At 64.3% G+C, this 23,488-nt stretch carries 21 protein-coding genes; 13 read left to right on the forward strand and 8 right to left on the reverse strand.

The features are described from left to right. Positions 1–22 precede the first annotated feature (22 nt). The 5 genes from GGR36_RS22070 to GGR36_RS02710 are packed head-to-tail and all read left to right on the forward strand — an operon-like array spanning position 23 to position 5,370. Complete coding sequence (locus GGR36_RS22070) at positions 23–2,281, forward strand: methyl-accepting chemotaxis protein (RefSeq protein ID WP_183631586.1); 2,259 nt, start codon at positions 23–25, stop codon at positions 2,279–2,281. A gap of 33 nt (positions 2,282–2,314) precedes the next feature. After that, positions 2,315–3,328, forward strand: coding sequence for a CheR family methyltransferase (locus tag GGR36_RS02695; protein WP_183631588.1), 1,014 nt, complete (start codon positions 2,315–2,317; stop codon positions 3,326–3,328). Continuing rightward, on the forward strand, positions 3,303–3,935 hold the full coding sequence (gene cheD / locus GGR36_RS02700; RefSeq protein ID WP_183631589.1) for a chemoreceptor glutamine deamidase CheD: 633 nt from the start codon (positions 3,303–3,305) through the stop codon (positions 3,933–3,935). The genes GGR36_RS02695 and cheD overlap by 26 nt, the downstream gene beginning before the upstream one ends. 12 nt (positions 3,936–3,947) lie before the next feature. Next, a complete protein-coding gene (locus GGR36_RS02705; RefSeq protein WP_221229479.1) occupies positions 3,948–5,036 on the forward strand; it encodes a protein-glutamate methylesterase/protein-glutamine glutaminase in 1,089 nt (362 codons plus the stop codon). A gap of 28 nt (positions 5,037–5,064) precedes the next feature. Then, a complete protein-coding gene (locus GGR36_RS02710) occupies positions 5,065–5,370 on the forward strand; it encodes an STAS domain-containing protein (RefSeq protein WP_183631590.1) in 306 nt (101 codons plus the stop codon). 66 nt (positions 5,371–5,436) lie between these two features. Here GGR36_RS02710 and recJ read toward each other — a convergent pair whose 3' ends face one another. Beyond that, the gene (gene recJ, locus GGR36_RS02715) at positions 5,437–7,128 is read right to left on the reverse strand and encodes a single-stranded-DNA-specific exonuclease RecJ (RefSeq protein WP_420847486.1); all 1,692 of its coding nucleotides are present in this window, start codon (positions 7,126–7,128) and stop codon (positions 5,437–5,439) included. Beyond that, complete coding sequence (locus GGR36_RS02720) at positions 7,125–8,150, reverse strand: hypothetical protein (RefSeq protein ID WP_183631594.1); 1,026 nt, start codon at positions 8,148–8,150, stop codon at positions 7,125–7,127. Before GGR36_RS02720 ends, recJ begins: the two co-directional genes overlap by 4 nt. Before the next feature lie 159 nt (positions 8,151–8,309). Between GGR36_RS02720 and GGR36_RS02725 the strand changes: the two genes are divergently transcribed. Together GGR36_RS02725 and lolD are read left to right on the forward strand one after the other, a co-directional pair. After that, positions 8,310–9,563 carry a lipoprotein-releasing ABC transporter permease subunit gene (locus GGR36_RS02725; RefSeq protein ID WP_183631596.1) on the forward strand — a complete coding sequence of 418 codons (1,254 nt, stop codon included), beginning with the start codon at positions 8,310–8,312 and terminating at the stop codon, positions 9,561–9,563. Then, positions 9,556–10,239 carry a lipoprotein-releasing ABC transporter ATP-binding protein LolD gene (lolD, locus tag GGR36_RS02730; RefSeq protein ID WP_183631598.1) on the forward strand — a complete coding sequence of 228 codons (684 nt, stop codon included), beginning with the start codon at positions 9,556–9,558 and terminating at the stop codon, positions 10,237–10,239. The genes GGR36_RS02725 and lolD overlap by 8 nt, the downstream gene beginning before the upstream one ends. Positions 10,240–10,259: 20 nt before the next feature. Here the strand turns inward: lolD and GGR36_RS02735 are convergent, their stop codons facing one another. The 6 genes from GGR36_RS02735 to GGR36_RS02760 form a co-directional block, all read right to left on the reverse strand. Further along, on the reverse strand, positions 10,260–11,372 hold the full coding sequence (locus GGR36_RS02735) for a potassium channel family protein (RefSeq protein WP_183631600.1): 1,113 nt from the start codon (positions 11,370–11,372) through the stop codon (positions 10,260–10,262). Positions 11,373–11,539: 167 nt separating this feature from the next. Continuing rightward, entirely contained in the window at positions 11,540–12,421 is an 882-nt protein-coding gene (locus GGR36_RS02740) for a Dyp-type peroxidase (protein ID WP_183631602.1), read from the reverse strand. Positions 12,422–12,514: 93 nt separating this feature from the next. Then, the gene (locus GGR36_RS02745) at positions 12,515–14,869 is read right to left on the reverse strand and encodes a TonB-dependent receptor plug domain-containing protein (protein WP_183631604.1); all 2,355 of its coding nucleotides are present in this window, start codon (positions 14,867–14,869) and stop codon (positions 12,515–12,517) included. 160 nt (positions 14,870–15,029) lie between these two features. Further along, positions 15,030–15,704, reverse strand: coding sequence for a DUF6515 family protein (locus GGR36_RS02750; RefSeq protein ID WP_183631606.1), 675 nt, complete (start codon positions 15,702–15,704; stop codon positions 15,030–15,032). A 20-nt stretch (positions 15,705–15,724) separates the two neighbouring features. Then, complete coding sequence (locus GGR36_RS02755; protein WP_183631608.1) at positions 15,725–16,363, reverse strand: glycine zipper family protein; 639 nt, start codon at positions 16,361–16,363, stop codon at positions 15,725–15,727. A gap of 156 nt (positions 16,364–16,519) precedes the next feature. Beyond that, positions 16,520–16,825 carry a hypothetical protein gene (locus GGR36_RS02760; protein WP_183631610.1) on the reverse strand — a complete coding sequence of 102 codons (306 nt, stop codon included), beginning with the start codon at positions 16,823–16,825 and terminating at the stop codon, positions 16,520–16,522. A 184-nt stretch (positions 16,826–17,009) separates the two neighbouring features. Here GGR36_RS02760 and GGR36_RS02765 point away from each other — a divergent pair, with 184 nt between their 5' ends. The 6 genes from GGR36_RS02765 to GGR36_RS02790 all read left to right on the forward strand — a co-directional run bounded on the left by GGR36_RS02765 (position 17,010) and on the right by GGR36_RS02790 (position 23,384). Further along, positions 17,010–17,660: a DedA family protein gene (locus GGR36_RS02765; protein WP_183631612.1), complete on the forward strand. Its 651-nt coding sequence runs from the start codon at positions 17,010–17,012 to the stop codon at positions 17,658–17,660. Positions 17,661–17,732: 72 nt separating this feature from the next. Next, entirely contained in the window at positions 17,733–18,374 is a 642-nt protein-coding gene (gene purN / locus GGR36_RS02770) for a phosphoribosylglycinamide formyltransferase (RefSeq protein ID WP_183631614.1), read from the forward strand. A 289-nt stretch (positions 18,375–18,663) separates the two neighbouring features. Continuing rightward, positions 18,664–19,512 carry a DUF3108 domain-containing protein gene (locus GGR36_RS22075; protein ID WP_183631616.1) on the forward strand — a complete coding sequence of 283 codons (849 nt, stop codon included), beginning with the start codon at positions 18,664–18,666 and terminating at the stop codon, positions 19,510–19,512. Then, a complete protein-coding gene (locus tag GGR36_RS02780; protein WP_183631619.1) occupies positions 19,512–20,774 on the forward strand; it encodes an RsmB/NOP family class I SAM-dependent RNA methyltransferase in 1,263 nt (420 codons plus the stop codon). Before GGR36_RS22075 ends, GGR36_RS02780 begins: the two co-directional genes overlap by 1 nt. Then, entirely contained in the window at positions 20,771–22,099 is a 1,329-nt protein-coding gene (locus GGR36_RS02785; protein ID WP_183631621.1) for a mechanosensitive ion channel family protein, read from the forward strand. The genes GGR36_RS02780 and GGR36_RS02785 overlap by 4 nt, the downstream gene beginning before the upstream one ends. A gap of 109 nt (positions 22,100–22,208) precedes the next feature. Next, positions 22,209–23,384 carry a DesA family fatty acid desaturase gene (locus GGR36_RS02790; protein WP_183631623.1) on the forward strand — a complete coding sequence of 392 codons (1,176 nt, stop codon included), beginning with the start codon at positions 22,209–22,211 and terminating at the stop codon, positions 23,382–23,384. Positions 23,385–23,488: the final 104 nt, after the last annotated feature.

Genomic DNA, 23,488 nt, shown 5'->3' on the forward strand with positions numbered 1-23,488 from the left:
CGGTAAAGGGGGAACAGCCGTCATGCGCATCAACGCACCGGTAACGAATCGCGAATACGTGCTCGACGATCGCATCATGATCGTGTCGAAGACCGACACCAAAGGTCGGATCACCTATATCAACCGCGACTTTCTCGATGTGAGTGGCTTCACCGAGGCGGAGCTGATGGGGCAGCCGCACAACATCGTGCGCCACCCTGACATGCCGCCAGAGGCCTTCGAGGATATGTGGAAGTGCCTGAAGGCGGGTCGTCCCTGGATCGGTCTGGTGAAGAATCGCTGCAAGAACGGCGATCACTACTGGGTCGAAGCGCATGCCACGCCGATTTTCGAGGGCGACCAGATCGCCGGATACATGTCGGTGCGCCGCAAGGCCAAGGCAGAGCAGATCGCGGCGGCAGAGGCGTTCTATGCCCAGGTGCGCGAAAAGCGCGCGACGGCGTCGGTACGTGTCGGCCAGGTTGTGGGCAATGGCGTATCCACCTGGCTCGCGAACTGGGCTGATGTGCCGCTGGTGACCAAAGTGTGGGTGGCCAGTGCCGCGATTGCTGCGCTGTCTGTGTTTGCGGTGTGGCGAGCGGGTGGTGGCACATGGGCGCCCGAGGTGATGGGGTCGCTGGGCGGGGCGGCAATACTGCTGGCCTTGATTGCACACTCGGTGTCGCGCCAGCTCAACGACCGGCTGGCGGCCGCAGCGCGCACGGTACAGCGGGTGGCGCAGGGCAATCTCAAGGATCAACTGGACGTGGCGCGCAATGACGAGATCGGCCGCCTGGTGCAGTCGGTGGAATCCATGCTGATCCGGCACGGCTTCGACATGGCCGAGACTGACCGCCTGGTGGTGGAGAGCCTGCGGGTGAAGACCGGGCTGGATAACGTTGCCACCAACGTGATGATTGCCGACCGCGACAACCGCATCATCTACATGAACAAGTCGCTGGAGCGCACCTTCAACGACGCGATCGACGATTTGCGCAAGACCTTCGGCAGTTTCGACGTGAGCAAACTGATCGGCACTTCGATCGACGTCTTCCACAAGAATCCGGCCCACCAGCAGCAATTGCTGGCGCGCCTGAACGGCACGCACAAGGCCATGGTGAAGATCGGCGCGCGAACCTTTGTGCTGACCGTCAACCCGGTGGTGGATGAGCGCGGCGCTCGCCTGGGCACCGCGGTGGAATGGCTTGACCGCACTGCGGAACTGGCGATCGAGGGCGAAGTGGCGTGCATGGTGGAGGGCGTAGCCAACGGCAACTTCGACCACCGCATCGATCTGGCCGACAAGAGCGGCTTCAGCCTGAAACTCTCCGAAGATCTGAACCGGATGGTGGACGTGACCTCTGGCGGTCTGGCGGCGCTGGCGTCGATCCTGCAGGCGATTTCGCAGGGCGACCTGACCCGCAGCATGGAGGGCGACTACCGGGGCGTATTCGGCCAGCTGCGTGACGACGCCAACCTGACGGTGGCGCGGCTGCGCGAACTGATGGGCACGATCCAGCAAGCGACCGACGCGGTGAATACCGCCGCTAAGGAAATCGCTGCCGGCAACGCCGACCTGTCGTCGCGCACCGAAGAGCAGGCTTCGAGTCTGGAAGAGACCGCGGCGAGCATGGAAGAGCTGAACTCGACGGTGCGCAACAACGCGCAGACGGCAGCCGATGCCAGTGCGCTCGCAAAACAGTCCGATGCGGTGTCGCAGCGCGGCGGTGAGATGGTGCGGCAGGTGGTGGGCACGATGGACGCGATCCAGAAGAGCGCGGCGAAGATCGGCGACATCATTGGCGTGATCGATTCGATCGCCTTCCAGACCAACATTCTCGCGCTCAATGCCGCAGTGGAGGCGGCGCGGGCAGGCGAGCAGGGCCGCGGCTTCGCCGTAGTGGCCTCGGAAGTGCGCAATCTGGCCCACCGCAGCGCGCAGGCGGCCAAGGAAATCAAGGGCCTGATCGAAGAGAGCGAACTCAAGGTGCGCGGCGGTGTGCAGCAGGTGCGCGATGCCGGTTCGACGATCGAAGAGATGGTGACCAACTTCCGCCAGCTCACCCGGCTTGTGAACGAGATCGCCGGTTCCAGCCGCGAACAGGCCGAGGGCATAGAGCAGGTGGCCTCTGCGGTTACCCAGATGGATGAGGTTACCCAGCAGAACGCCGCACTGGTCGAGCAGGCCGCGGCTGCGGCGGAGAGCCTTGAAGACCAGGCGCAATCGTTGAGCGCAGCGGTTTCCACTTTCCGGCTTACGCCGGCCGGGAGTCATCCGTCCCACGGGCGCGGCAGGCGTTGAGGGCATTTGCATGAGCGCAGGAAAGCATCACTGATGAGTGACAAACCGGATTCACGAGTTCCGCCCCGCCCGCCGTTGACGGCGCCGCGCACGACGCCACTTGGCGCGACGCCCCGACCCGGCCTCGCGGCCACACGGCCACTCACGCCGACCGGCACTGTTCCACCGGGTGCCGTGCAGCGCGCGAAGATTGTCGAGACGCTTGGCAAGATCGACGTATCGGGGCGCGAGTTTGCCTTCACCTCGGCCGACTTCGAGCGGGTGCGTGGTCTGATCTACAAGCACGCCGGCATCGCGCTGTCGCCGATCAAGCAGGACATGGTGTACAGCCGCTTGGCGCGACGTTTGCGGGCCAAGAGCATGCGCAGCTTCACTGAATATCTCGATGCGCTCGAACGCAACAACGATACGAAGGAATGGGAGGAATTCGTCAACGCGCTGACGACCAATCTCACCTCGTTCTTCCGCGAGGCCCACCACTTCGACACGCTGGCCAAGCAGATGCGGGCGATGCCGCCCAAGCAGGTCTTCAAGATCTGGTGCTGCGCAGCGTCGACGGGCGAAGAGCCATACTCACTTGCGATTACTGCTTGCGAGGCCTACAACTCGCTGACGCCACCGGTGCAGATCATTGCGACCGATCTCGATACCAATGTCCTCAAGCATGGCGAACAGGGCATGTACGGCATGGACCGGGTCGAGCGCCTTGAACGGGAGCGCTTGCAGAAGTTCTTCCTGAAAGGCACCGGCGAGCAGGCCGGCAAGGTGCGCGTGCGGCCGGAACTCCAGCGCCTGCTGAGTTTTCGTCGCCTGAATCTGCTCGAACCGAACTGGCCTGTTCAGGGGCCGTTCGACGCGATTTTCTGCCGCAACGTGATGATCTATTTCGACAAGCCGACGCAGTACAAGATCCTGCATCGCTTCGTGCCCTTGCTGAAACCGGAAGGCTTCATGTACGCCGGCCATTCGGAAAACTTCATGCATGCGGCCGACCTCTTCCGCTCCCTGGGGAGAACGGTGTATGCCCGCGCTGACCAACGGAGCTGACTTTGATCCGCTCGATGCGCACCTTGCGGACAACACCTACTTTGACCGCAACTTCGAGTGCGACGCGGTCAAGGTGCTGCCGGGGGAGTACTACGCGACGACTCGCGACATGGCAATCGTCACCGTGCTTGGTTCGTGCGTGGCAGCCTGCATCCGCGATCGCGACAAGCGTATCGGCGGGCTCAACCACTTCATGCTGCCCGATGGCGGCGAGCGCGGTGTCGTGTCGGAATCCGCACGCTACGGGGCGTTTGCAATGGAAGTGCTGATCAACCGGCTGCTCGGCATGGGCGCGCGCCGTACCAGCCTGGAAGCCAAGGTGTTTGGCGGCGGGCGGGTGATGGCGGCGCTGACCGGATCCAACGTGGGCGACCGAAACGCGGCCTTCGTGCTGGACTATCTCAAGCTCGAGCGCATTCCTGTCGTCGCGCAGGATCTGCTGGATGTGTATCCGCGCAAGGTCTATTTCTTTCCGGTCAGTGGCCGGGTGATGGTGAAGAAGCTGGTGGATCTGCGTAACGAAACCCTCATCGACCGTGAGCGCGCGTACCGCGAGCGCCTCACGCATGCGCCGCGTCACAGCGGCGATGTCGAGCTGTTCGACTAAGGCGAGACGATCATGGCCATTCGCGTACTCGTGGTGGACGATTCGGCGGTGATGCGATCGGTGTTGTCCGAGATCATCAACCAGGCTGACGACATGGAAGTGGTGGGCACGGCGACCGATCCGATCGTCGCGCGCGAAATGATCAAACAACTCAATCCCGATGTCCTCACGCTGGACATCGAGATGCCCAAGATGGACGGGCTTGAGTTCCTCGACAAACTGATGCGACTGCGTCCGACGCCGGTGATCATGATTTCGACCCTGACTGAACGCGGCTCCGATGTGACTTTCCGTGCGCTTGAACTGGGTGCGGTCGACTTCGTCACCAAACCCAAGCTCAATTCTGCGCAAGGCATCAAGGTTTATTCGGATGAGATCTGCGACAAGATCCGCGCAGCGCATCTGGCGCGCTTGCGCTCACCAAGCAAATTCGCGGCCGCCGCCCCGACACCTGGCGCGGCGACGGGTGCCGGCAGCGCAGTCAGCGGGCCGCCCATCGACGCCGCGGTGCTGCGTGACCGCCTGGTGCTGATTGGCGCATCCACAGGCGGCACCGAAGCCATCAAGGAGGTGCTGACGCGATTCCCGGAGCAGATGCCCGGCATCCTGATCGTGCAGCACATGCCCGAAATGTTCACCGGCTCGTTCGCCAAGCGGCTGGACGGCCTCTGCAAGATCCATGTCAAGGAAGCGGAGGACGGCGAAAAGGTGCTGCCGGGTACCGCGTATCTGGCCCCGGGGCATTCGCATCTGCTGGTGAAGAAAAGCGGCGGGCTCTACGTCTGCGAATTGTCGAAGGCGGATCCGGTGAATCGCCACCGGCCGTCGGTCGATGTGCTGTTCCATTCGGCTGCGCGCCATGTCGGCAGTAGCGGCGTCGGCGTGATCCTTACCGGCATGGGCAAGGACGGCGCACAAGGCATGCTGGCGATGAAGCAGGCCGGCTGCTGGAACATCGGCCAGGATCAGGAAAGCTGCGTCGTCTATGGCATGCCACGCGAGGCGGCACAGATTGGCGCAGTGGATGAGGTAGCCCCCTTGAACGAGGTCGCGCAGCGGGTGGTGGCGCGACTCAAGCAGCCCGCGCGGCGCGGCGCATGAGCAGGACAACGACACGAAGGAGCATCAAATGGACGCAAGCGTGACGACGAACGATGGCAAGGGCCTGCTGAAACTTTCCGGCCGCTTTGATTTCAATGCCCACCGCGAGTTTCGCGAGGGGCTCGACAAGCTCGTCGGTCTGCAAGGGGTCAGCGGCTTCACCGTGGACCTGGCCGACGTGAGCTATCTCGACAGCTCCGCGCTGGGCATGCTTCTGCTGCTGCGTGACAAGGCGAAACAGGCGAACAAGGTCGTCACGCTCACTGGCGTCAAGGGCAGTGTGCAGCAGGTGCTGGAGATCGCGAACTTCGCAAAGATGTTCACGATCGCGTGATTGAAAAGCAGGGCGCAGGGAATGGGGCGTTCCCGTCCCTGTGTGATCGCTCACCGCGCCTGATCGCTACACCGCTTCCCAGTGTTCGATCAGCAACTGCAGCGATGCATTTCCCTTGTACTCGTTGGTGGCAAGGCGGAAGGCGGCACGCAGGCGATCCGGCGCGGGGTCGGCGTGGCGGAAACGGATCGCTTCGTAGCGTTCGCTGCCGCGCCGCAGCGTGAGTTTCACATGCGCGTCCTTGAGAAGTCGTTGTGACTCGACTTCGAAGGCGTCTGCGAACAGCGGCGCCGGGAACCCCTGGCCCCAGATTTCGCGCTCGATCAACCGCGCCGCTTCGAGCGACATTTCGTGCGGCGACAACGCGCCGTCGGTTTCCAGACTGGGGTTGAGTGCGCCGTCGTCGGCCAGCGCCTGCACAACCGCATCGAAGCCGGCGGCGAAACGTGCGAAATCGGCTTCGCGGATCAGCACGCCGGCAGCCATCGCGTGGCCGCCGAAGGTGAGGATCAGATCGGGCTGACGCTTGCTGAGCAGATCGAGTGCATCGCGCAGATGCACACCGGCGACGGAACGGCCTGATCCCTTGATTTGCCCGTCATCACTGCGTGCGAAGGCGATCACCGGTCGGTGCAGGCGTTCCTTGACGCGGCCAGCGACGATGCCGACCACCCCCTGGTGCCAGTCCGGATCGAACAGCGCGACGCCATGGGCGGCCGTGTCGCCGAGCGCGTCGAGCATCACCTCGGCGCTCGCCTGCATGTCTTCCTCGATGCTGCGGCGTTCCTGATTCATGCGATCGAGTTCGCGCGCAAGGTGGAGCGCGCGCACCGGATCGTCCGTAATCAGGCATTCGATGCCGAGCGACATGTCGGCGAGGCGCCCGGCGGCATTGAGGCGCGGGCCGAGGCCGAAACCCAGATCGAAGGTGCTCGCCTTCATCGGGTCGCGCGATGCGGCCGCGAAGAGCGCCCGCACACCGGGCTGCATCTTGCCGGCCCGCATGCGCGAGAGCCCTTGATGCACCAGGATGCGGTTGTTCTGATCGAGCTTGACCACATCCGCCACCGTGCCGAGAGCAACCAGATCGAGCAGGTCGGCCAGCTTGGGTTCTTCGCGGTCGGCGAACCAGTTGCGCTGGCGCAATTCGGCACGCAGGGCCAGCATCGTGTAGAACATGACGCCGACGCCGGCAATGTTCTTGCTGGCGAAGCTGCAGCCGGGCTGATTCGGATTCACGATCACGTCGGCGTCGGGCAGGGTGTCGCCAGGCAGGTGGTGGTCGGTGATCAGGGTCGTGATGCCGGCCGCGCGCGCGGCAGCAACGCCCTCGACGCTGGCGATGCCGTTATCGACCGTGATCAGCAAGGCTGGCTTGCGTTCGGCCGCGAGTGCGACGATTGCCGGCGTGAGCCCGTAGCCGAACTTGAATCGGTTCGGCACCAGGTAATCCACCGTACCGCCAAAGGCGCGCAGGGCGCGGATACCGACTGCACAGGCGGTCGCCCCGTCGCAGTCGTAGTCCGCCACGATGAGCATCGGCGCCTTTGCGGCGAGCGTGTCGGCAAGCAGGGTCGCCGCCGCCTGAATGCCCTTCAGCCCCTCGGGCGGCAGCAGGGCGCTCAGGGCGTAATCGAGTTCTTCCTTGCGCGACACGCCACGCGCGGCGTAAAGCCGCGCAAGCAAGGGTGGCAGCCCGGCGTCAGTGAGCCGACGCACCGGCGTCTCAGGGCATTGGCGATGGTTCAGCTGCATCAGGATGCGTTGGGCAGGGGCGCGAGCAGTAACTCTGGCGACTTCGGCTTGAGCCAGAATGCCCACGAGGGCGTAGCGACCGCCAGTTCGATGCCGCTGCGCTCGCCCGGCGCGGTGATCCGTGCCTGTTTGATTTCGCGGCGCTGCATCTGAGCCGCGAGCGGGGCGAAAAGCTGGGCTTCGAGCACGATCAGGGCGTCGAGCCAGCGTGTGGTATCGCGGAAGCGCGCAGGCGCATCCAGTGCATCGATCAGCAAGAGGCTGTCGCCGTCAGCCGGCGTCGTCGCGAATTCGGTCAGCGGCGCGGCGTCCTTGCCGGCGAGGCGTGCAAGGCCCGATCCGACAGGGTTGTCGCTGAACACGCGGGCTGCAGTGCTCTTCGCCTCGCCTTCGAGCGGGCCTTCGCCCCAGAACCAGAGGCTGTTGACGAGACGGCTGCCCGTGTTTTCGCGTGCGCGATTGACCGGGTGATCGTGCAGTGAAACCTGCACCTCGTTCACGATGCGGCCCCAGCGTTTCGTGTCATCGCCTTCCGGCAGGAACAGCGCTACCGGGCGGCCAGCGACGTCGAGCAGGTCACTGAACCTTACCTGTGCCGGCTCACGCAGCTTCAGATAGCCGCGTTCGGGCGTGACCAGGGTGAAGTCACCGACGTCTTTCAGGGCCACACGCAGCGCGCTACCGAGGGCGACGGTTTCGTCCTGCGACAGGGCGAGTGTGCGCGGGTCGGTCAGGATCATCTGGTCGCGTGCGAAATGCAGGCCGACCGGGTCGGCACACAGCCAGATTTCGCCGGCTTGCGGCAGCGGCAGGCCTGCCTCGCCAGCACGACGTAACACGGCTGTGCCCGCCTTCTGCATACCGAAGGTGCTGGCGAATGCGCGGGTGCTGGTGCTGGTCGTGCCGGTACTCAGGCGCGAATGGCCGACCAGCCATGAAAGTCCGGGGAGCGAAATGCTGCGCAGCGCCGAGATGGCGTCGGGCGCTTCGTAACGGAGTCCGGGCAGGACGATTGTGGCGTGCATAAGCTCATTCAGATCAAGGACTTCCCGCGGGGCGGACGGCCGAGTGTAACATGCGTCGAAGTAAGGCCTTCGCCCGTTTGGGCGGAGGCCTTGCGCTTGAATCAACCTTGCCAATTCCCGCGCGTAATGCATGCGGCGGGTATGAGCTGACCGGTGCCGATGAACTACGAACTCCTGATCGGGCTGCGCTATGTGCGGGCCCGGCGCCGCGCAGCGGGCCGCAACAGTTTCATCTCTTTCATCTCGATGGTATCGATGCTCGGCATCGCGCTCGGTGTTGCGGCGCTGATCGTGGTGCTGTCGGTGATGAACGGCTTCCAGCGCGAGTTGCGTACCCGCATCCTGGGCGTCGCTGCACATGCGCAGGTCGTCGCCTACGAGGGTGACCTGCAGAACTGGCAAGAGGCGGCGAAGATCGCGGCGGCTTACCCCGGTGTCAAGGCGGTTGCGCCCTTCGTACAGCAGCAGGGCATGCTGTCGCTGGGGGAATCGGTACGCGGCACGCTGGTACGTGGCGTGCTGCCTGACGCGGAAGACCGCGTCGCGGACTTTGCCAAGAACATGAAGGCCGGGAAGCTGACCGATCTGAAACCCGGCGAGTTCGGCATCATCCTCGGCGCGGAACTGGCCAAGGCAATGGGCGTGATGCCCGGCGAGAAGGTGACGCTGATTGCGCCGACCGGGCTGGTGACGCCGGCCGCGATCCTGCCGCGGCTCAAGCAGTTCACGGTGGTCGGCGTGTTCGAGGTCGGCATGTACGAGTACGACGTCGGGCTTGCGCTGATCCACATGCAAGATGCGCAGACGCTTTACCGGATGGGCGAAGGCGTTTCCGGCGTCCGGCTCGCGCTCAATGACCTGTATGCCGCGCCGGCCGTGGCGCGCGGCCTGCTGAGCAAGCTTGATCCGAGCATCGGCGTGTCGGACTGGACGCGCAGCCATGCCAACTTCTTCCGCGCGGTGCAGATCGAGAAGAACGTGATGTTCATCATCCTCTCGCTGATCGTTGCAGTGGCGGCGTTCAATATCGTCTCGACGCTGGTCATGGCGGTGCAGGACAAGCAGGCGGATATTGCGATCCTGCGCACGCTCGGCGCGTCACCCAAGTCGATCATGACGATCTTCGTCATCCAGGGCGCAATCATGGGCTTGATCGGGCTGGGCATCGGCGTCACCGGCGGCGTGCTGCTGGCGCTCAACGTGGGTGTGGTGGTGCCGGCCATCGAGCATGCCTTCGGCGTGCAGTTCCTCGCCAAGGATGTCTATTTCATTTCCGAGTTGCCCTCGCAATTGCTGTGGAGCGATGTGATCACGATTACCGTGCTGGCCTTCTCGGTCACGCTGTTTGCGACGCTGTACCCGAGCTGGCGTGCGGCGCGGACCAATCCTGCGGAGGCGCTGCGCTATGAGTGATCAGGAAGTGCTCGCCTGTACGGGGCTTGGGCGCCAGTACGGCGACGGCCCCGGCGCGGTCGTGGTGCTCGATGGCGTCGCGCTGAGCGTGGCGCGTGGCGAAAGCGTGGCGATCGTCGGCGCATCGGGTTCCGGCAAGAGCACGCTGCTGCATCTGCTTGGCGGACTCGATCGTCCGACATCGGGGGCCGTGCGCCTGCTTGGCCGTGACTTCTCGACCCTGTCTGAATCCGAACGCGGTCACCTGCGCAATGCCTCGCTCGGCTTCGTTTACCAGTTCCACCACCTGTTGCCGGAATTCTCCGCGCAGGAGAACGTGGCCATGCCCTTGCTGATCCGCCGCATGCCGCGCGCTCAAGCACTGGAGAAGGCCGCGGCGCTGCTCGAATCGGTTGGTCTTGGGCACCGGCTGACCCATTCGCCGGGCGAATTGTCAGGCGGCGAGCGTCAGCGCGCCGCGATCGCGCGTGCGCTGGTGACCGAGCCTGCCTGCCTGCTGGCCGATGAGCCGACGGGCAACCTGGATCGCCACACCGCAGAGACCGTGTTTGACGTGATGCTCGCGCTGCGCCAGCGCATCGGCACCGCAGTGGTCATCGTTACCCATGATCCGGGGCTGGCCGCGCGCGCCGATCGCCGCCTGCAACTGAAGGACGGCGTACTGAGCGACGCCTGACCAGCGATCGCCGCAGCCATTCAGGACAGCGGCGGTTGCTGCAATAGCAGGTCTTCCAGTTCGCGGCGACCGGAGGGCGTGCACATCGCGATCAGCGTGTCCTCTGGCATCAGCACCGCGTCGTCCTGCGGGTTGAAGAGCCAGTCGTTCTGGCCGCGGATCGCGAGCAGCACGTAGTGCGGGCTGCGGGTGCGCAGGCGCTCCAGCGGGCGCGGTTCAAACTGCTCCGGCACCTTCACTTCCTCGACGCGCAAGCGGTGTTCCGAGCGCAGCATTTCGTCGAGGAAAGACACCACGTGTGGCCGGATCATCGCGGCAACGATGCGCACGCCGCCGGTGAAGTCTGGCGACACGACTTCGTTCGCGCCGGCCTTCTTCAGTTTGGCGATGTTGCGCGGCTCGTGGCAGCGCGCCACGATGCGGATGCGCGGGTTGATCTGCCTCGCAGTCACCGTGATCATCAGGTTGAGACTGTCGTCCCCGGTCACCGCGAAGATGCCCTTGGCGCGTTCGAGCTGCGCTGCGACCAACACATCGTCGTCCGACGCATCGCCATGCAGGTAGAGCAGGGTGTCGTCGCGTTCCTTGCGTTCTTCCAGCGTGTGCAGATCCTGGTCGATGGCGGCGAAGGCCCGGCCGGTCATTTCAAGCTCGGCCGCCACGTTCTGACCGACCCGTCCGAAACCGCACACGATGTAATGGTTGCTCATGTTGCCGATCGTGCGTTGCATGCGTTTTCTCCTCAGTGCTGCGTTGAGGTCCACTTCCAGCAGGAAGACGGTCAGGGTGGAAAACAGGAACCAGATCGTGGCCAGCCCGGCGACCCCGATGGCCATCGCGAAGACACGCCCGCCCGGGCTGTGGCTCAAGTCGATGATCTCGCCGAACCCGATCGTCGACACGATGATGAAGGTCATGTACACCGCGTCGAGCCAGCTGTGTTCCGGCCCGCTGATCGCATGGAAGCCGAGGGTGCCGATCAGCATTACCCCGAGCAGCGCGCCGCCGCCCCATACGGCCTTCGCGGAGAGCCGCAGGGAGGTGCGCGACAGCGCATGGGCCACCGCCAACGTTGTGTGATGCTTGTGTTTGCGGCGACGAACCAGCGCGTGGATCGGGTTGGGCAGACGCATGGTCGGATCGCGAAGGGTTCAAGCCCTTCGTAACACGGGCTGGGCGGAGCGATTCCGACTCAGATCAAGCAGGGCGATGGACGCTGACGCGCGAGACACCACCTGTTGCGGGCAGGGGACAGTTGCCCCGTGCCCCCTGCATCCCTTGTGGCGTGCCAGCCGGCGTTTCAGAGCCCGAGCGCAGTGAGCTCGATGCGGCCCTCACGCATCGGCGGGCACCAGAAGTAGGCGCCGGTGACTGGCCGGGTGAATGAGAAGAGGGCGTCGACAACGCCATCCTCGGCGCCGCTCATGCGTCGCAGCTGCGCTTCGAACGCGCCGAACGAGGCGCCGAAGGCGACGAAGTGCAGACCCGCGCGTTCGCCTTCGATCCAGGGCATCGAACGACGCAGCACGAAGGCCTCCGGAGCGAAGGATTCCTGTGCGGTGCGTTTTACATGCGCCGACGGCGGCGCATCGTCGATCTCCTCGTTGCTCTCGCGTTCACGCCCGATGGCGAGATCCTGCTGGCGCGGCCGCATCGCCTCGAAAGCGGAGAAATCGTGCAACCACTGCTGCACCGCGACGAAGCTGGACCCCGCCAGCGCGCCGGCCGATTTCGCGACGATCGCTGCGCTGACCGCCGCATCGTCCTGCGGATTCTCGGTGCCATCCTCATAACCGGTGAGATCGCGCCCTGATCCATGCACGAAGGCATCCGCGACATGGGCAAGCGCGAAGGCGGGAGCGAGCAGTTGTTCGAGCGTGCGGCCGCGCAGCATCAGTTCGCCGCGGTCTTCTCCGCGCAACCACAGCCACAGGTCAGCCGGCGTCGAGGGGATGTCGACACGCGCGCCGGCAATCGCAGGCATCGCGTGCAGACCGTCGATCGAACGGCCAAGCGCTGCGGCCAGCGGTGCGCCGACGCCAAGCACGATCCGCTCTCCATCGACATGGCGAGCGAGCGCACGCAGCGCGTCACCAAGCTCGGCGCCCGGCCGCGCGACCAGACTCAGGAACCGGGCGGCTTTGGGCAAGGGCGAGAGGATGCCAGGTTGAGGCGTGAGCATGGGGCGATCTCCTTGATGGTCGGAGTGTATCGACCGAGATGATCGCAAGACGCGCGCCTTCCTGCCAGCGCTTAAATCAAGTGCGTGCTTCGTTCAGAAGTGGACTTCCAGCCGCGCGGAGTAGTTGGCGAATGTGCGCGCGATGCTCTGTTCCTGGTGCAGTTCGGTCGAGGTGGTGAAACCGGTGGCCGTCAGGTAGTCCGCTTGCAACAGGTTCGATGCGGAGAGCCGCAACTGGAGATCCGGGTTGAAGCGCCACAGGCCGTACACGTCGTAGACGCGCTTGAGCCCCTGGTCATAGGTCTGCGTTTCGGTCTGCTGCACGGTGTAGGAGGGTGTCCAGTTCATGTTGCCGCCGACGGTGAGCGGCACGCTGCGGAAGCGGTAATCGAGGCCTACGTTGGCGGTGCTCTTGGGTTGCTGATCGAGGCGGTTGTTCGGGCCCGGCACGCTTTCGACGCTGGACCAGAAACGGCTCAGGTTGGCGCGAACATCCAGGGGCGGCGCCTCCGCAAACAGTTCCGAGAGGCGGAACTTGGCTTCCAGTTCGATCCCGCGGGTCACCGCCTTGCCAATGTTCTGCGGCGTGCTGACCCAGCGTGGTACCGGCGACCAGTCGACGCTCTGCAGCGAAGTGACGTTGCGGATCAGCTTGTCGATATTGCGTTGGAAGGCGCTGACGCTGAACAGGCCGCCGTTATCGAGGTAATGCTCGAAAGCAAGGTCGAGTCCCCAGGCGAGTTCGGGCTCCAGATTCGGGTTACCGGCGGAGTCGGGGTTGGTGGGCGTGTTCGGCCCGCCGGCAGGGTAACCGGATGCGAGGGTGGGGCGGGGGACGAGCTGCGCGAGGGTTGGCGACTTGAAGCTGCGGGTGATGCCCAGACGCGCCTGGTCCTTGCTCTCTTCACTGAACTTCCAGACGCTGTGGAAGAGCGGGCTCAGCACCGACGCGCTGTTGTCGGCCGTGCCCGAGAGCCATTGGCTGTGCGTCTTTAGGGCTTCCCAGCGCAGGCCGGCGTACATTGACCATAGCGGGGAAATCTCCCATTCGTCCTGCGCGTAGCCGGCCCATCGGGTCGTGCGGGCCTGTACCGAGTCGCCGTATTGCGCCAGTTGCGGTACGCCATCCTGAATCGTCCTAGCCGATTCGTCACGGCGGCCGCCCTCCAGTTCGAGGCCCGCCGACAGGCTGTGGCCGTCGCCGAGGAAGCGTGAATACTTGCCGGCCGCACTCAGCGACGAATCCCGGATGCCGATGCTGTTCCAGTTGTCGTGGATCTGCGTGCCAGTGGCGTCGAACTCCTTGCGGGCGGTGTCGCTGGTATTGCTCGCGATGCCGCCGTTGGCGCGCAGTTCGAGCCGGCTGGCACTGTCGAGTTTATGCCGCCAGTTGCCCATCACCCGCAGCATGGTGTTGTTCGATTGTGTCTGCCAGCTTGCATCGGCGTAGGGCGGCGGTGCCGCACCCAGCGTTTGCGCGAGGTGGCTGTCGCCGTGGTTCGTGCTGACAGAATGCATCAGAAAGGGCTGCACGAAGAGGTTGTCGCCGCCTTCGAGTTTCCAGTTCAGCCGGGCGCTCAGATGCACGCCCTCGCCGGTGGTGTCGCTATGCGTGGTTTCGATTTGCCGCAGCGTCGGCGCGCCTGTAGCCCGGTTGCTGACGGTTGTCAGCGTCGTCGATTCATTGCCTTGATCGCGTTGATAGACGTTGGCGTTGATGCCGTAGCTGAGGTTGCCCGATGTGTCGTTGTGCTGCATCGAGATCGAAGGCTGGAAATGGCCGTTCTCCCACGCGAGGGTCGGTCGCACGTCGCTGAGCTTCTTCACGAAGTCTTCGCGCAGCACGATGTTGATCGTGCCGGCGATGGCGCGTGCGCTGTGCTCGGCGACGGGCGCACGCATGACCTCGATGCGTTCGACCTGCTCGGGCGCCAGTGAATCGAGCGAAAACCCGCGCGGCGCCGGCTCGCCGTTGAGCAGGATCAGCGTGTAGCCATTGCCCAGCCCGCGCATGCGGATCTCGCCGCCGCGCCCGGGGGTGCCGCCAACCGTGATGCCGGGCAGTCGCTTGAGCACATCGCCGAGCGACGTGTCGCCGTGGCGGTCGAGTTCCTCGCGCCCGAACACCATCTTGGCGGCGGTCGAGTCGCGGCGTGCATCGGTGTCGGTCGCTTTCTTGCCCGTGACCACGATTGTCTCGATCTTGGCCTTGTCGTCCTGGCGAGCGGCAGGCGATTTGCCGCCGTGGTTTGATGCCTTCACTGCGGGATTGGCGTCGGGATTCTTCAGTTCACCGTTCGTCGGCGAGACGTCCCCCAATCGGACGACGTGCTCGGCGCGATTGCCGGCAGGGGTGGGCAATTCGGCTGCGCTATCGGAAGCGTGGGCGATACGGATACTGGCGGCGAACAAAAAGGCAATCGACAAGGCGCGGGCGTAAAGGTGCATGAGTGATGCTGCGCTGCGGTGGAGAAAGGGGCGAAGTAGACCACAAGCTTGGGGCTGCTGTCGGTCGCTCCCGTAATTGATTCCAGTGGATGGGCGTGGCGGAGCGACATGTGCGCGCTGCCGCGATCAGGTATCGCGAAAAGGTGAGGATGAGGCGCGCTTACCGGACGGTGTAGCCGCGGCCATCAAGACAGGCTTCCATCGCGCGTCGGTAATCGGCACGGGTGGTGCCGCGCGACTGGGCTTCGCTGCCGCCCTGGGGGCGCGTCGGATCGAAACCGGTCTCACCGACCGACCATTCATGGCAGGTGAAACGATCATCGTCCTGCCGCTCTTTGGTTTGGCCCTTGCGCGGGTAAATGTAGAGCCGGTCAGAGGCTTGCGCGGCGCTTGGGCGCGCACCGGCAGCGGGCAGATCGGGCGGGGCGGTGACGAGGTAGCCGGGCCCGGAGGGGTTGGCAACGTAATAGACGTCATTCGCGATGTAGTAGGTGGTGCTGCCGTACGAGCGCACCACATAGCTGGGCGGCAATAGCGGCACTGAAACGCCGATCGGCGGCGCAACGACGACGAAGCGCGGTCCCCAGGGGCGATACCAGATGCCTGTGGAGAAGTAGTAGCTCACGCCTGCGTAAGGAACTACAAAGGGCTGCACCGGCAGCACGCTGACTTCCAGACCGATTCGCGGGTAGTAGAGGGGCGAACCATAGTGCGGCCCCCAATAGCCGGAGTGGTGGTCGTGACCATGATCGGCCACGGCCAAGCCCCCTACCATCGGCATCAGTGCCAGCAGGAGCAGAGCGAAACGGCGGATGTTGGTTTGGGTTGGTGTCATGGTGTTTCGCGAACCATCGGTCAGCGGATCTCGTACGAACGGCCTTCCATGCACGCGGCGTAGGCGCGCCGGTATTCGGCAGCGTGCTGGCTCAGGCGGTTGTCGTAGCTCGCGAAGCGCGCGTTCTCGCGATCCTCTATGCGTCGGGCTTCCTGCTGGCGCGCGGCATCTGACGCGGCGCCAGTCATCGCGCCGATAACCGCGCCGACGGCAGCACCGCCCGCCGCGTTGCGCGGGTTTGAAACCATTGCACCGATGGCTGCGCCGGTAATCGCGAGCGCTGCGGTGTCGTATCCGGCTGGCGGCACCGGTTCGACGCGCACCATGCGCGGCGGCGGGTCTGCCGGCAGCCGACTGGGATCAAAGCCAGTCTGGTCAACAGCCCAGTTGTAGCACTCGTAATGATCCCGCCGTTGCCGCTCCGGGGTCTGGTTCGCCAGCGGAACGGCGCGGATCTCGATGTTGAGCGGCTGCGCAGGCGGCTGACGCTGTGGTGCGTATACCGGCGGCGCTGCCGGTGTCGCGCATCCGCCCAGCACTGCGACGACGCAGACCCGAATGCTGGCGGCGTCGAACCGTGTGTGCGGAAACAGCGTGCGCATATCTGACTCCAGCATGCCGTGCGTCGCGCTGCAGCGGGCGCGGCGCTGCGGTTCCATGCTTCAAGTATGGATCGGCGCGCGCAGGTTTGTTGCGGAAGTGGGTTTCAAAGTGTGAATCGCGCAACTGCCTGAGGCGCGGCGCCAGTCGCGGTGCTCGTGTCGACGCAAGGCTGGGGTCGAGTGGATTGCGCGCTGCTTCGTCGGCCGATGCGTTCAGCGGCGCGAACGCGCGGTGCCGGGATCTTCCGGTTCGGCTGATTCGACAGCCTGTGCCGCGAGGAGTGCGTTTTCGAACGGGCCCAGACGCCGTGCATCCGACCAGCCGAGCGGATAGCCGAACCAGGTGCCGTCGCGTTCCCGCGCCACGCCACCGTGGTCCAGATGCAGCCACCAGTGCCGATCCGCGCGGATCCACCGCGGCGGCATTTTCAGACGCGGCGGCGTGCCGGTGTCGACGGTCTCGGACGTCGGTGCCGGCATGACGGTTTCTGCGTCATGGGTGGGGGCTGCGCGTTTCATGAGCGCAAATTCTACTGCTTGCAGACGCCAGCACGGCAATGCAAGACACCAAGATTTGCAGTCTTGCCGGGATCGATATCCGGATTTGTGCATTGCGGCGAACGGGCGCGCGGACCGCTGTGCTACCCTGCGCGTCGCCGTTCCCAAGGGTGCGGCCGATCCCCCTGGTGTTCCCGGAGTCCGCATGGAATTGCTCCTTCCCTTCATCGATATCGTTCTGCATCTGGACAAGCACCTCGCGGTGATGGTCGGGCAGTACGGTCCCTGGATCTACGCGATCCTGTTCCTGATCGTGTTTTGCGAGACAGGTCTGGTGGTCACGCCTTTTCTGCCCGGCGATTCCCTGCTGTTCGTCGCTGGCGCGCTGGCGGCAACCGGTGGCATGGATATCGCGCTGCTCTCCGGTTCGCTGTTTTTGGCGGCTGTGCTTGGCGACAACTGCAATTACTGGATCGGGCGCGCGATCGGCCCGCGCGTGTTCCGCTGGGAGAACTCGCGGCTATTCAATCGCCGCGCCTTTGATTCGACCCACGCCTACTTTGAAAAGCATGGCGGCAAGACCATCATCATTGCGCGCTTCATGCCGCTGGCGCGCACGTTTGCCCCGTTTGTCGCCGGCGTGGCGCGCATGACCTACAGCCGCTTCCTGCCACTCGATCTGTTTGGCGGCGCCTTGTGGATCTTCTCGCTGACGCTGGCGGGTTACTGGTTCGGCAATATTGCGTGGGTCAAGGCGAACCTGAGTTTCGTCATTGTCGGCATCATCGTGCTGTCGCTGCTGCCGGCGATCGTCGCCTACGTCCGGAGCCGCGTCGCCAGTCGCGCTGCTGCCTGAATCCCTGGCCCGCGCAGCGGGTTAAACTGTAGGGCCGAGCGGGCTTCCCCGTTCGGCCTTTTCATTTCAGACATGAAAAAAATCGTCATCCTCATCTCTGGTCGTGGCTCCAACATGGAGGCGATCGTTCGTGCGCAGATTCCCGGCGCCAGCATTGCCGCCGTCATCTCGAACAAGCCGGCCGCGAGCGGCCTTGCGTTTGCGCGCGAGAGCGGGCTGGTGGCCGAGGCGATCGACCACACTGCATTCGCCACCCGCGAAGCGTTCGACGCTGCCTTGAGCGCCGCCATCGACCGTCATGCGCCGGATCTGGTTGTGCTGGCAGGTTTCATGCGGGTGCTGGGCGACGATTTCGTAAGGCGCTACGAAGGACGCCTGATCAACATCCATCCCTCGCTGCTGCCGAGCTTTCCGGGCCTGCACACGCACCGCAAGGCGATCGAATCCGGCGCGAAGCTGCATGGCGCGACAGTGCATTTCGTGACGCCGACCCTCGACTGCGGGCCGATCGTCGCGCAGGCCGCAGTGGCGGTGCGCCCGGACGACACCGAGGCGTCACTGGCGGCCCGCGTGCTGGAGCAGGAACACGTCATCTACCCGCAGGCGGTACGCTGGTTCGTGGAGGATCGACTGGTCGTTGAAGGCAATCGCGTGACCGTCCGCGATGCGGCGCTTCCCGACGGCGGCTGGATCGTGCCTTTGGCGGGTGCCTGAAGGCGTGCCTGACGCTCGGGAACTTTTCAAGCGCATCCGGGCCGTACATGTCGCGGTCGCGATATCGTTGCTGTTGCACCTATTGATACTGTCGTCGCCAGGGTGGGAACTGTCGGTGGTGGCGGAGCCGATCCGGATAGAAGCCACTCTGCAATTGCCGCCGGTGCGACATGCCGCAGTGGAAGCCACCCCTCCGAAACAAGACTCCAGGCCTGAAGCGCACCCCAAGACCCGCACCGCACGGGCGCGCGGGGGGCAAAGGCGGGAGGTGCTCGCAAAGGCGCCCGTTGTGGAAACGCAGCCCTCGGTCGCCGACGGCACGACCTCGCAGCCGGTGGAGTCGTCGTCGGCCGCTGGCGCGGACACGGTTGCCAAGGTGCCGGAGGCCGGCGCGGAGAAGCCGGTGGTGGATCCGGTGCCGCTCACGGTGGACCCGGAAGCGACCCAGGCATGGCCGCGCGAAGGTCGAATCCGCTATCAGGTTCGCTATGGCGAAACGATTGAAGTCGGCGAGATGATTCACACTTGGTCGCACGACGGCGAGCGCTACACGATGCGAAGTGAGGCTTCGACTTCGGGGCTCGCGAGGCTGATCAAGCGCTTCAACGGCGTGCAGCAGAGCCAGGGGCGGGTGGGGCCTGAGGGGCTTGCGCCTACAGGTTTCCAGGAAGATCTGAACGGCAAGCAGTCACATGCAGTGTTCGACTGGGCGCAGCGCAAGGTGATCCTGTCGCGACCCGATCTGGTGCGGGAAGTGCCGTTCGTGGGGCTGGCGCAGGACATCCTGAGCCTTGCGCATCACCTCGCCTTTCAGCCGGACGGGATGGAGCAAACGACGCTTTATGTGGTCGGCGGACGTTGGGGGTCGGAGGCGACGCTGTCGCAGATCGCAAACGAGCGCTTGCGTCTGCCCTGGGGCAGCATCGAGGCGCGCCACTTCCACTGCGAAGCGCGAAACGGCGAGTTCATTGTCGACCTGTGGTTGTCGCGGCAGCATCGCAACGCCCCGGTTCGCGTGCGGGTGGACGATCGCAAGCAGGGGCATGTGTTTGATGAAGTGGCTCGCGAGATTGAATTGGATGGCGTGAAGCTGGATATCCAGCCTTCCCGCCAAGAGAAAGACTCCTACAAGGGCTGATGATGCAGATAAACAAGAACCGGCTCGATGAAGCGACGGAAGTACTGGCAGAAGTGTTGCGCTTTGAGGCGCCTTCCGATGCCGTGCTGTCCGATTTCTTCCGCCACAACAAATCCCTCGGCCATCGCGACCGCGGTGTAATCGCGGAAACCGTCTACGCGGTGTTGCGTAATCGCCGCCGGCTCGAAGCCTGGTGCGGCGAACGCGCGACCGGTCGTCGCCTGTTGCTGGCGGCGCTGATCAAGGTTCAGGGCATTTCTTCCCGTCAACTCGAAGGCGCGATTTCGGCGACCGAGCAGCGCTGGCTCGCCGAGCGACAGGCGGCCGTTGCGCCGACGCTCTCGTTTGCCGAACAGGCGGATCTCCCCGATTGGCTGGCAGAGCGACTGGCGCAGGTGCACGGCGAAGCGCAGGCCCTGCGCCTCGCCCAGGCGCTCAACGCACCGGCGCCGCTCGACCTGCGGGTGAACCCGCTCAAAGCCAAGCGCGAGGAGGTGATCGAGCGCTTGCGTGCCGATGGCATGGCGTGCGAGCCGGGCGCATATTCGCCGCTCGCCATCCGCCTTGCCGAAAAGCCGTCGCTGACCAAGCATCCCTTGTTCGTTGATGGCTCGATCGAGGTGCAGGACGAGGGTAGCCAGTTGCTTGGCTTCCTCGTCGGGCCAAAACGCGGCGAGATGGTGGCGGATTTCTGCGCTGGCGCCGGCGGCAAGACACTGCTGCTGGGGGGCTTGATGCGATCGACCGGACGCCTGTATGCCTTTGATACGGCCGAACGCCGTCTCGCCCGGCTCAAGCCGCGGGTAGCGAGGTCGGGCCTCTCCAACGTGCACACCTCGGCGATCGCGCACGAAAACGATGCAAGGCTGAAACGCCTCGCCGGCAAGCTCGACCGCGTGCTGGTGGATGCCCCCTGCAGCGGGCTTGGTACCTTGCGCCGCAACCCGGACCTGAAGTGGCGGCAATCACCCAAGTCGGTCGAGGAACTGACCGGCAAGCAGGGCGCGATTCTCGCCGCCGCGGCGCGTTTGCTGAAGAAGGGCGGGCGTCTGGTGTATGCGACCTGCAGCATCCTGCCCGAGGAAAACGACGCGATTGTCGATGCCTTTCTTGCTGCGCATCCCGACTTCAAGCTGCTCCCCGCACAGGAGATCTTCGCCGGCCAGGGCATCGAGCTGGCCTGTGGCGAGCGTTTGCGGCTTGATCCCATGACGCACGGCACCGATGGCTTCTTCGCAGTTGCGCTGGAGCGGAATGGATGAGTGAAGTCGGAACCAACGGCGAGGCGACCAACGCACTGATCGCCACTTTCGAGTCGGTCATCCACGAGCTCGCCAAGCCGGTTGCCCAGCTTCAGCTTGCGGTGATTGCGGTGGTCGTCATCGCTGCGATGTTCGTCGCGCGCTCGGTCAAGCGCCGCTTTTCGGGCATGAGTACCTGGTCGCGGCTGGTGCGCGCCGCGGCATGGCCGCTGGCCGCGCTGATGATGATGATGTTCGCGCGTGCGGCCTTCCAGTTGGCGGGCTACCGCGGCACCGAACTGGGCATCGCGTCGCAACTGGCCTTCGCGATGTGCGTGCTGCGGCTGATCGAAGTCGCATTGCGCCAGTTCTTCTTCAGGTCCACATGGCTCAAGGGGGCCGAGCGCTACATCGCGATCAGCGTGTGGGCGGTGGTGGCGCTGGATCTGGTGGGCGTGCTTCCGGAGCTGATCGCCTGGCTCGACAGCCTCAGCATGCATGTCGGCAAGCAACAGGTGTCGCTTTGGATGCTGATCAATGGCGCCTTGTCGGTCGCCGGCACCCTGGTGGTCGCGCTATGGATCGCGGGGATGATCGAAGACCGCCTGATGGCGTCGCCGAACATGGACAGCAGCATCCAGGCGGTGTTGTCGCGCGTGTCCCGAGCCCTGCTGGTATTCGTCGGCGTACTGATTGCGATGTCGCTGGTCGGGCTCGACCTGACGACCTTGTCGGTGTTTTCCGGCGCGCTCGCCTTCGGCATCGGCTTCGGCATGCAGAAGATCGCGGCGAACTACATCGCCGGCTTCATCATCCTGCTGGATCGATCGATCCGCATCGGCAACATGATCTCGGTGGGGGCGGATCGCGGCGAGGTGCAACAGATCACCACGCGATACACGGTGCTGCGCGCGCCCACCGGCATCAACGTGATCGTGCCGAACGAGACTCTGATCGGCTCGGTGGTACAGAACGAGACCTTTGCCGACAAGAACGTGTGGATCGGCATCCCGGTCCAGGTGGGATACGGCTGCGATGTGGAGCGCGCGATGCAGGTGCTGGTCGAGTGCGCGGCGGCGGGCGGCGAGCGGGTGCTGAAGGACCCGGCGCCGGTTGCCCATCTACTGGCATTTGCCGACCATGGCATCAATTTGCAGTTGGGGGTGTGGATCTTCGACCCGCTGCAGGGCAACCTGGGCATCAAATCGAACATCAATCGCGAGATCTGGCGCCGCTTCCGTGAAGAGGGGATCGAAATTCCGTTCCCGCAACGCGAGGTGCGTGTCGTCGGCGCACCGGTCGAGAGCGTGCCGGTCTCTGTCGTCGCTCAGGCAGGTGCGGCTTGAACTTCTGCTGCCCAGGCGGTTGCGTGTGGAGCTGCAAACATGGCGGCCGCTGTAACCTTCGCGTAAAATCAATTACTTATCAAAACCAAACCCCGAGGGGATGCCGTTGATGTTTTCTGGATTTTTTGACTTGCCCTGGTGGGGCTACGTGCTGGTTCTTCTTGGCCTGACGCACATCACGATCGCGTCGGTCACGATCTTCCTGCACCGCCATCAGGCGCACCGTGCGCTCGACCTTCATCCGATTCCGAGCCATTTCTTCCGCTTCTGGCTTTGGATGACTACCGGCATGGTCACCAAGGAGTGGGCGGCGATCCACCGCAAGCATCACGCCAAGTGCGAGACGGCTGAAGATCCGCATAGCCCGCAGATCCTTGGCATCAACCGTGTTCTTTGGGGTGGCGTGTTCCTCTATGTGAAGGAGTCGCGCAACAAGGACACGATGGAACGTTACGGCCATGGCACGCCGGACGACTGGATGGAACGCCACATTTACACTCCAGGCCAGAAGGTCGGCATCGTGCTGATGCTGGCGATCGACATCGCGCTCTTCGGCGTGGTCCCGGGTGTGCTGATGTGGGGCGTGCAGATGATCTGGATCCCGTTCTGGGCGGCCGGCGTCATCAATGGCCTTGGGCACTTCTGGGGCTACCGCAACTACGACTGCACCGACGCCTCCACGAACCTCGTCCCCTGGGGCATCCTCATTGGTGGCGAAGAACTCCACAACAACCACCACAGCTTTGCGACATCTGCCAAGCTGTCGTCGAAGTGGTACGAGTTCGACATCGGCTGGATGTATATCCGCATCATGGAAATGCTCGGCCTCGCCAAGGTGAAGAAGACGATTCCGCAGCCGAAGTTTGCGGAAGCGAAGAAGGTCGTTGACCTTGAGATGCTGCAAGCAATCGTGACGCATCGCTACGACGTGATGCGCCGCTACGCCACCAGCCTGAAGACGGTGTATGGCGAGGAACTCGCGAAGCTTGCGCAGCAGCACCAGGGCAAGCTCGACATGAAGCAGTTGCGCCGCTGGCTGGTGTCTGAGCGGACCGAGGGTTTCCCGGCCAAGCTGCAACAGCAGTTCGAGAAGGCTGTGGCCGACAGCCCGCGCTTGCAGCAACTGGTTGCGATGAAGCAAGAGCTCACCGCGATCTGGGCGCGTTCAAGTGCTTCACGCGACCAGCTCGTCAAGCAGTTGCAGGACTGGTGCGCACGCGCGGAAGCGAGCGGCATTCGCCAACTGGAAGAATTCTCGCTGCGCTTGCGCAGTTACGCTGTGTAAGGCGGATCAGTCGCAATCGAACGGGCACCCTCGGGTGCCCGTATTCATTTGTGGCGGCCTGGTGCGGCAGGGTCGTCTGGCCGCTGCGCGTCGCAAATGTGGCT

Origin of the sequence: Niveibacterium umoris, from assembly GCF_014197015.1 — a bacterium.
Taxonomy (GTDB): domain Bacteria; phylum Pseudomonadota; class Gammaproteobacteria; order Burkholderiales; family Rhodocyclaceae; genus Niveibacterium; species Niveibacterium umoris.

Bases quoted from the DNA above. Each gene is read 5' to 3' on its own strand.
- GGR36_RS02695 (WP_183631588.1), top strand. From the start codon at position 2,315: ATGAGTGACAAACCGGATTCACGAGTTCCGCCCCGCCCGCCGTTGACG.
- GGR36_RS02780 (WP_183631619.1), top strand. From the start codon at position 19,512: ATGATGCAGATAAACAAGAACCGGCTCGATGAAGCGACGGAAGTACTG.
- GGR36_RS02735 (WP_183631600.1), bottom strand. From the start codon at position 11,372: ATGCGTCTGCCCAACCCGATCCACGCGCTGGTTCGTCGCCGCAAACAC.
- GGR36_RS02765 (WP_183631612.1), top strand. From the start codon at position 17,010: ATGGAATTGCTCCTTCCCTTCATCGATATCGTTCTGCATCTGGACAAG.
- GGR36_RS02745 (WP_183631604.1), bottom strand. From the start codon at position 14,869: ATGCACCTTTACGCCCGCGCCTTGTCGATTGCCTTTTTGTTCGCCGCC.
- GGR36_RS02755 (WP_183631608.1), bottom strand. From the start codon at position 16,363: ATGGAACCGCAGCGCCGCGCCCGCTGCAGCGCGACGCACGGCATGCTG.
- GGR36_RS02705 (WP_221229479.1), top strand. From the start codon at position 3,948: ATGGCCATTCGCGTACTCGTGGTGGACGATTCGGCGGTGATGCGATCG.
- GGR36_RS02725 (WP_183631596.1), top strand. From the start codon at position 8,310: ATGAACTACGAACTCCTGATCGGGCTGCGCTATGTGCGGGCCCGGCGC.
- GGR36_RS02785 (WP_183631621.1), top strand. From the start codon at position 20,771: ATGAGTGAAGTCGGAACCAACGGCGAGGCGACCAACGCACTGATCGCC.
- GGR36_RS02750 (WP_183631606.1), bottom strand. From the start codon at position 15,704: ATGACACCAACCCAAACCAACATCCGCCGTTTCGCTCTGCTCCTGCTG.
- GGR36_RS02720 (WP_183631594.1), bottom strand. From the start codon at position 8,150: ATGCACGCCACAATCGTCCTGCCCGGACTCCGTTACGAAGCGCCCGAC.
- GGR36_RS02710 (WP_183631590.1), top strand. From the start codon at position 5,065: ATGGACGCAAGCGTGACGACGAACGATGGCAAGGGCCTGCTGAAACTT.
- GGR36_RS02760 (WP_183631610.1), bottom strand. From the start codon at position 16,825: ATGAAACGCGCAGCCCCCACCCATGACGCAGAAACCGTCATGCCGGCA.
- cheD (WP_183631589.1), top strand. From the start codon at position 3,303: ATGCCCGCGCTGACCAACGGAGCTGACTTTGATCCGCTCGATGCGCAC.
- lolD (WP_183631598.1), top strand. From the start codon at position 9,556: ATGAGTGATCAGGAAGTGCTCGCCTGTACGGGGCTTGGGCGCCAGTAC.
- GGR36_RS02740 (WP_183631602.1), bottom strand. From the start codon at position 12,421: ATGCTCACGCCTCAACCTGGCATCCTCTCGCCCTTGCCCAAAGCCGCC.
- GGR36_RS02790 (WP_183631623.1), top strand. From the start codon at position 22,209: ATGTTTTCTGGATTTTTTGACTTGCCCTGGTGGGGCTACGTGCTGGTT.
- purN (WP_183631614.1), top strand. From the start codon at position 17,733: ATGAAAAAAATCGTCATCCTCATCTCTGGTCGTGGCTCCAACATGGAG.
- GGR36_RS22070 (WP_183631586.1), top strand. From the start codon at position 23: ATGCGCATCAACGCACCGGTAACGAATCGCGAATACGTGCTCGACGAT.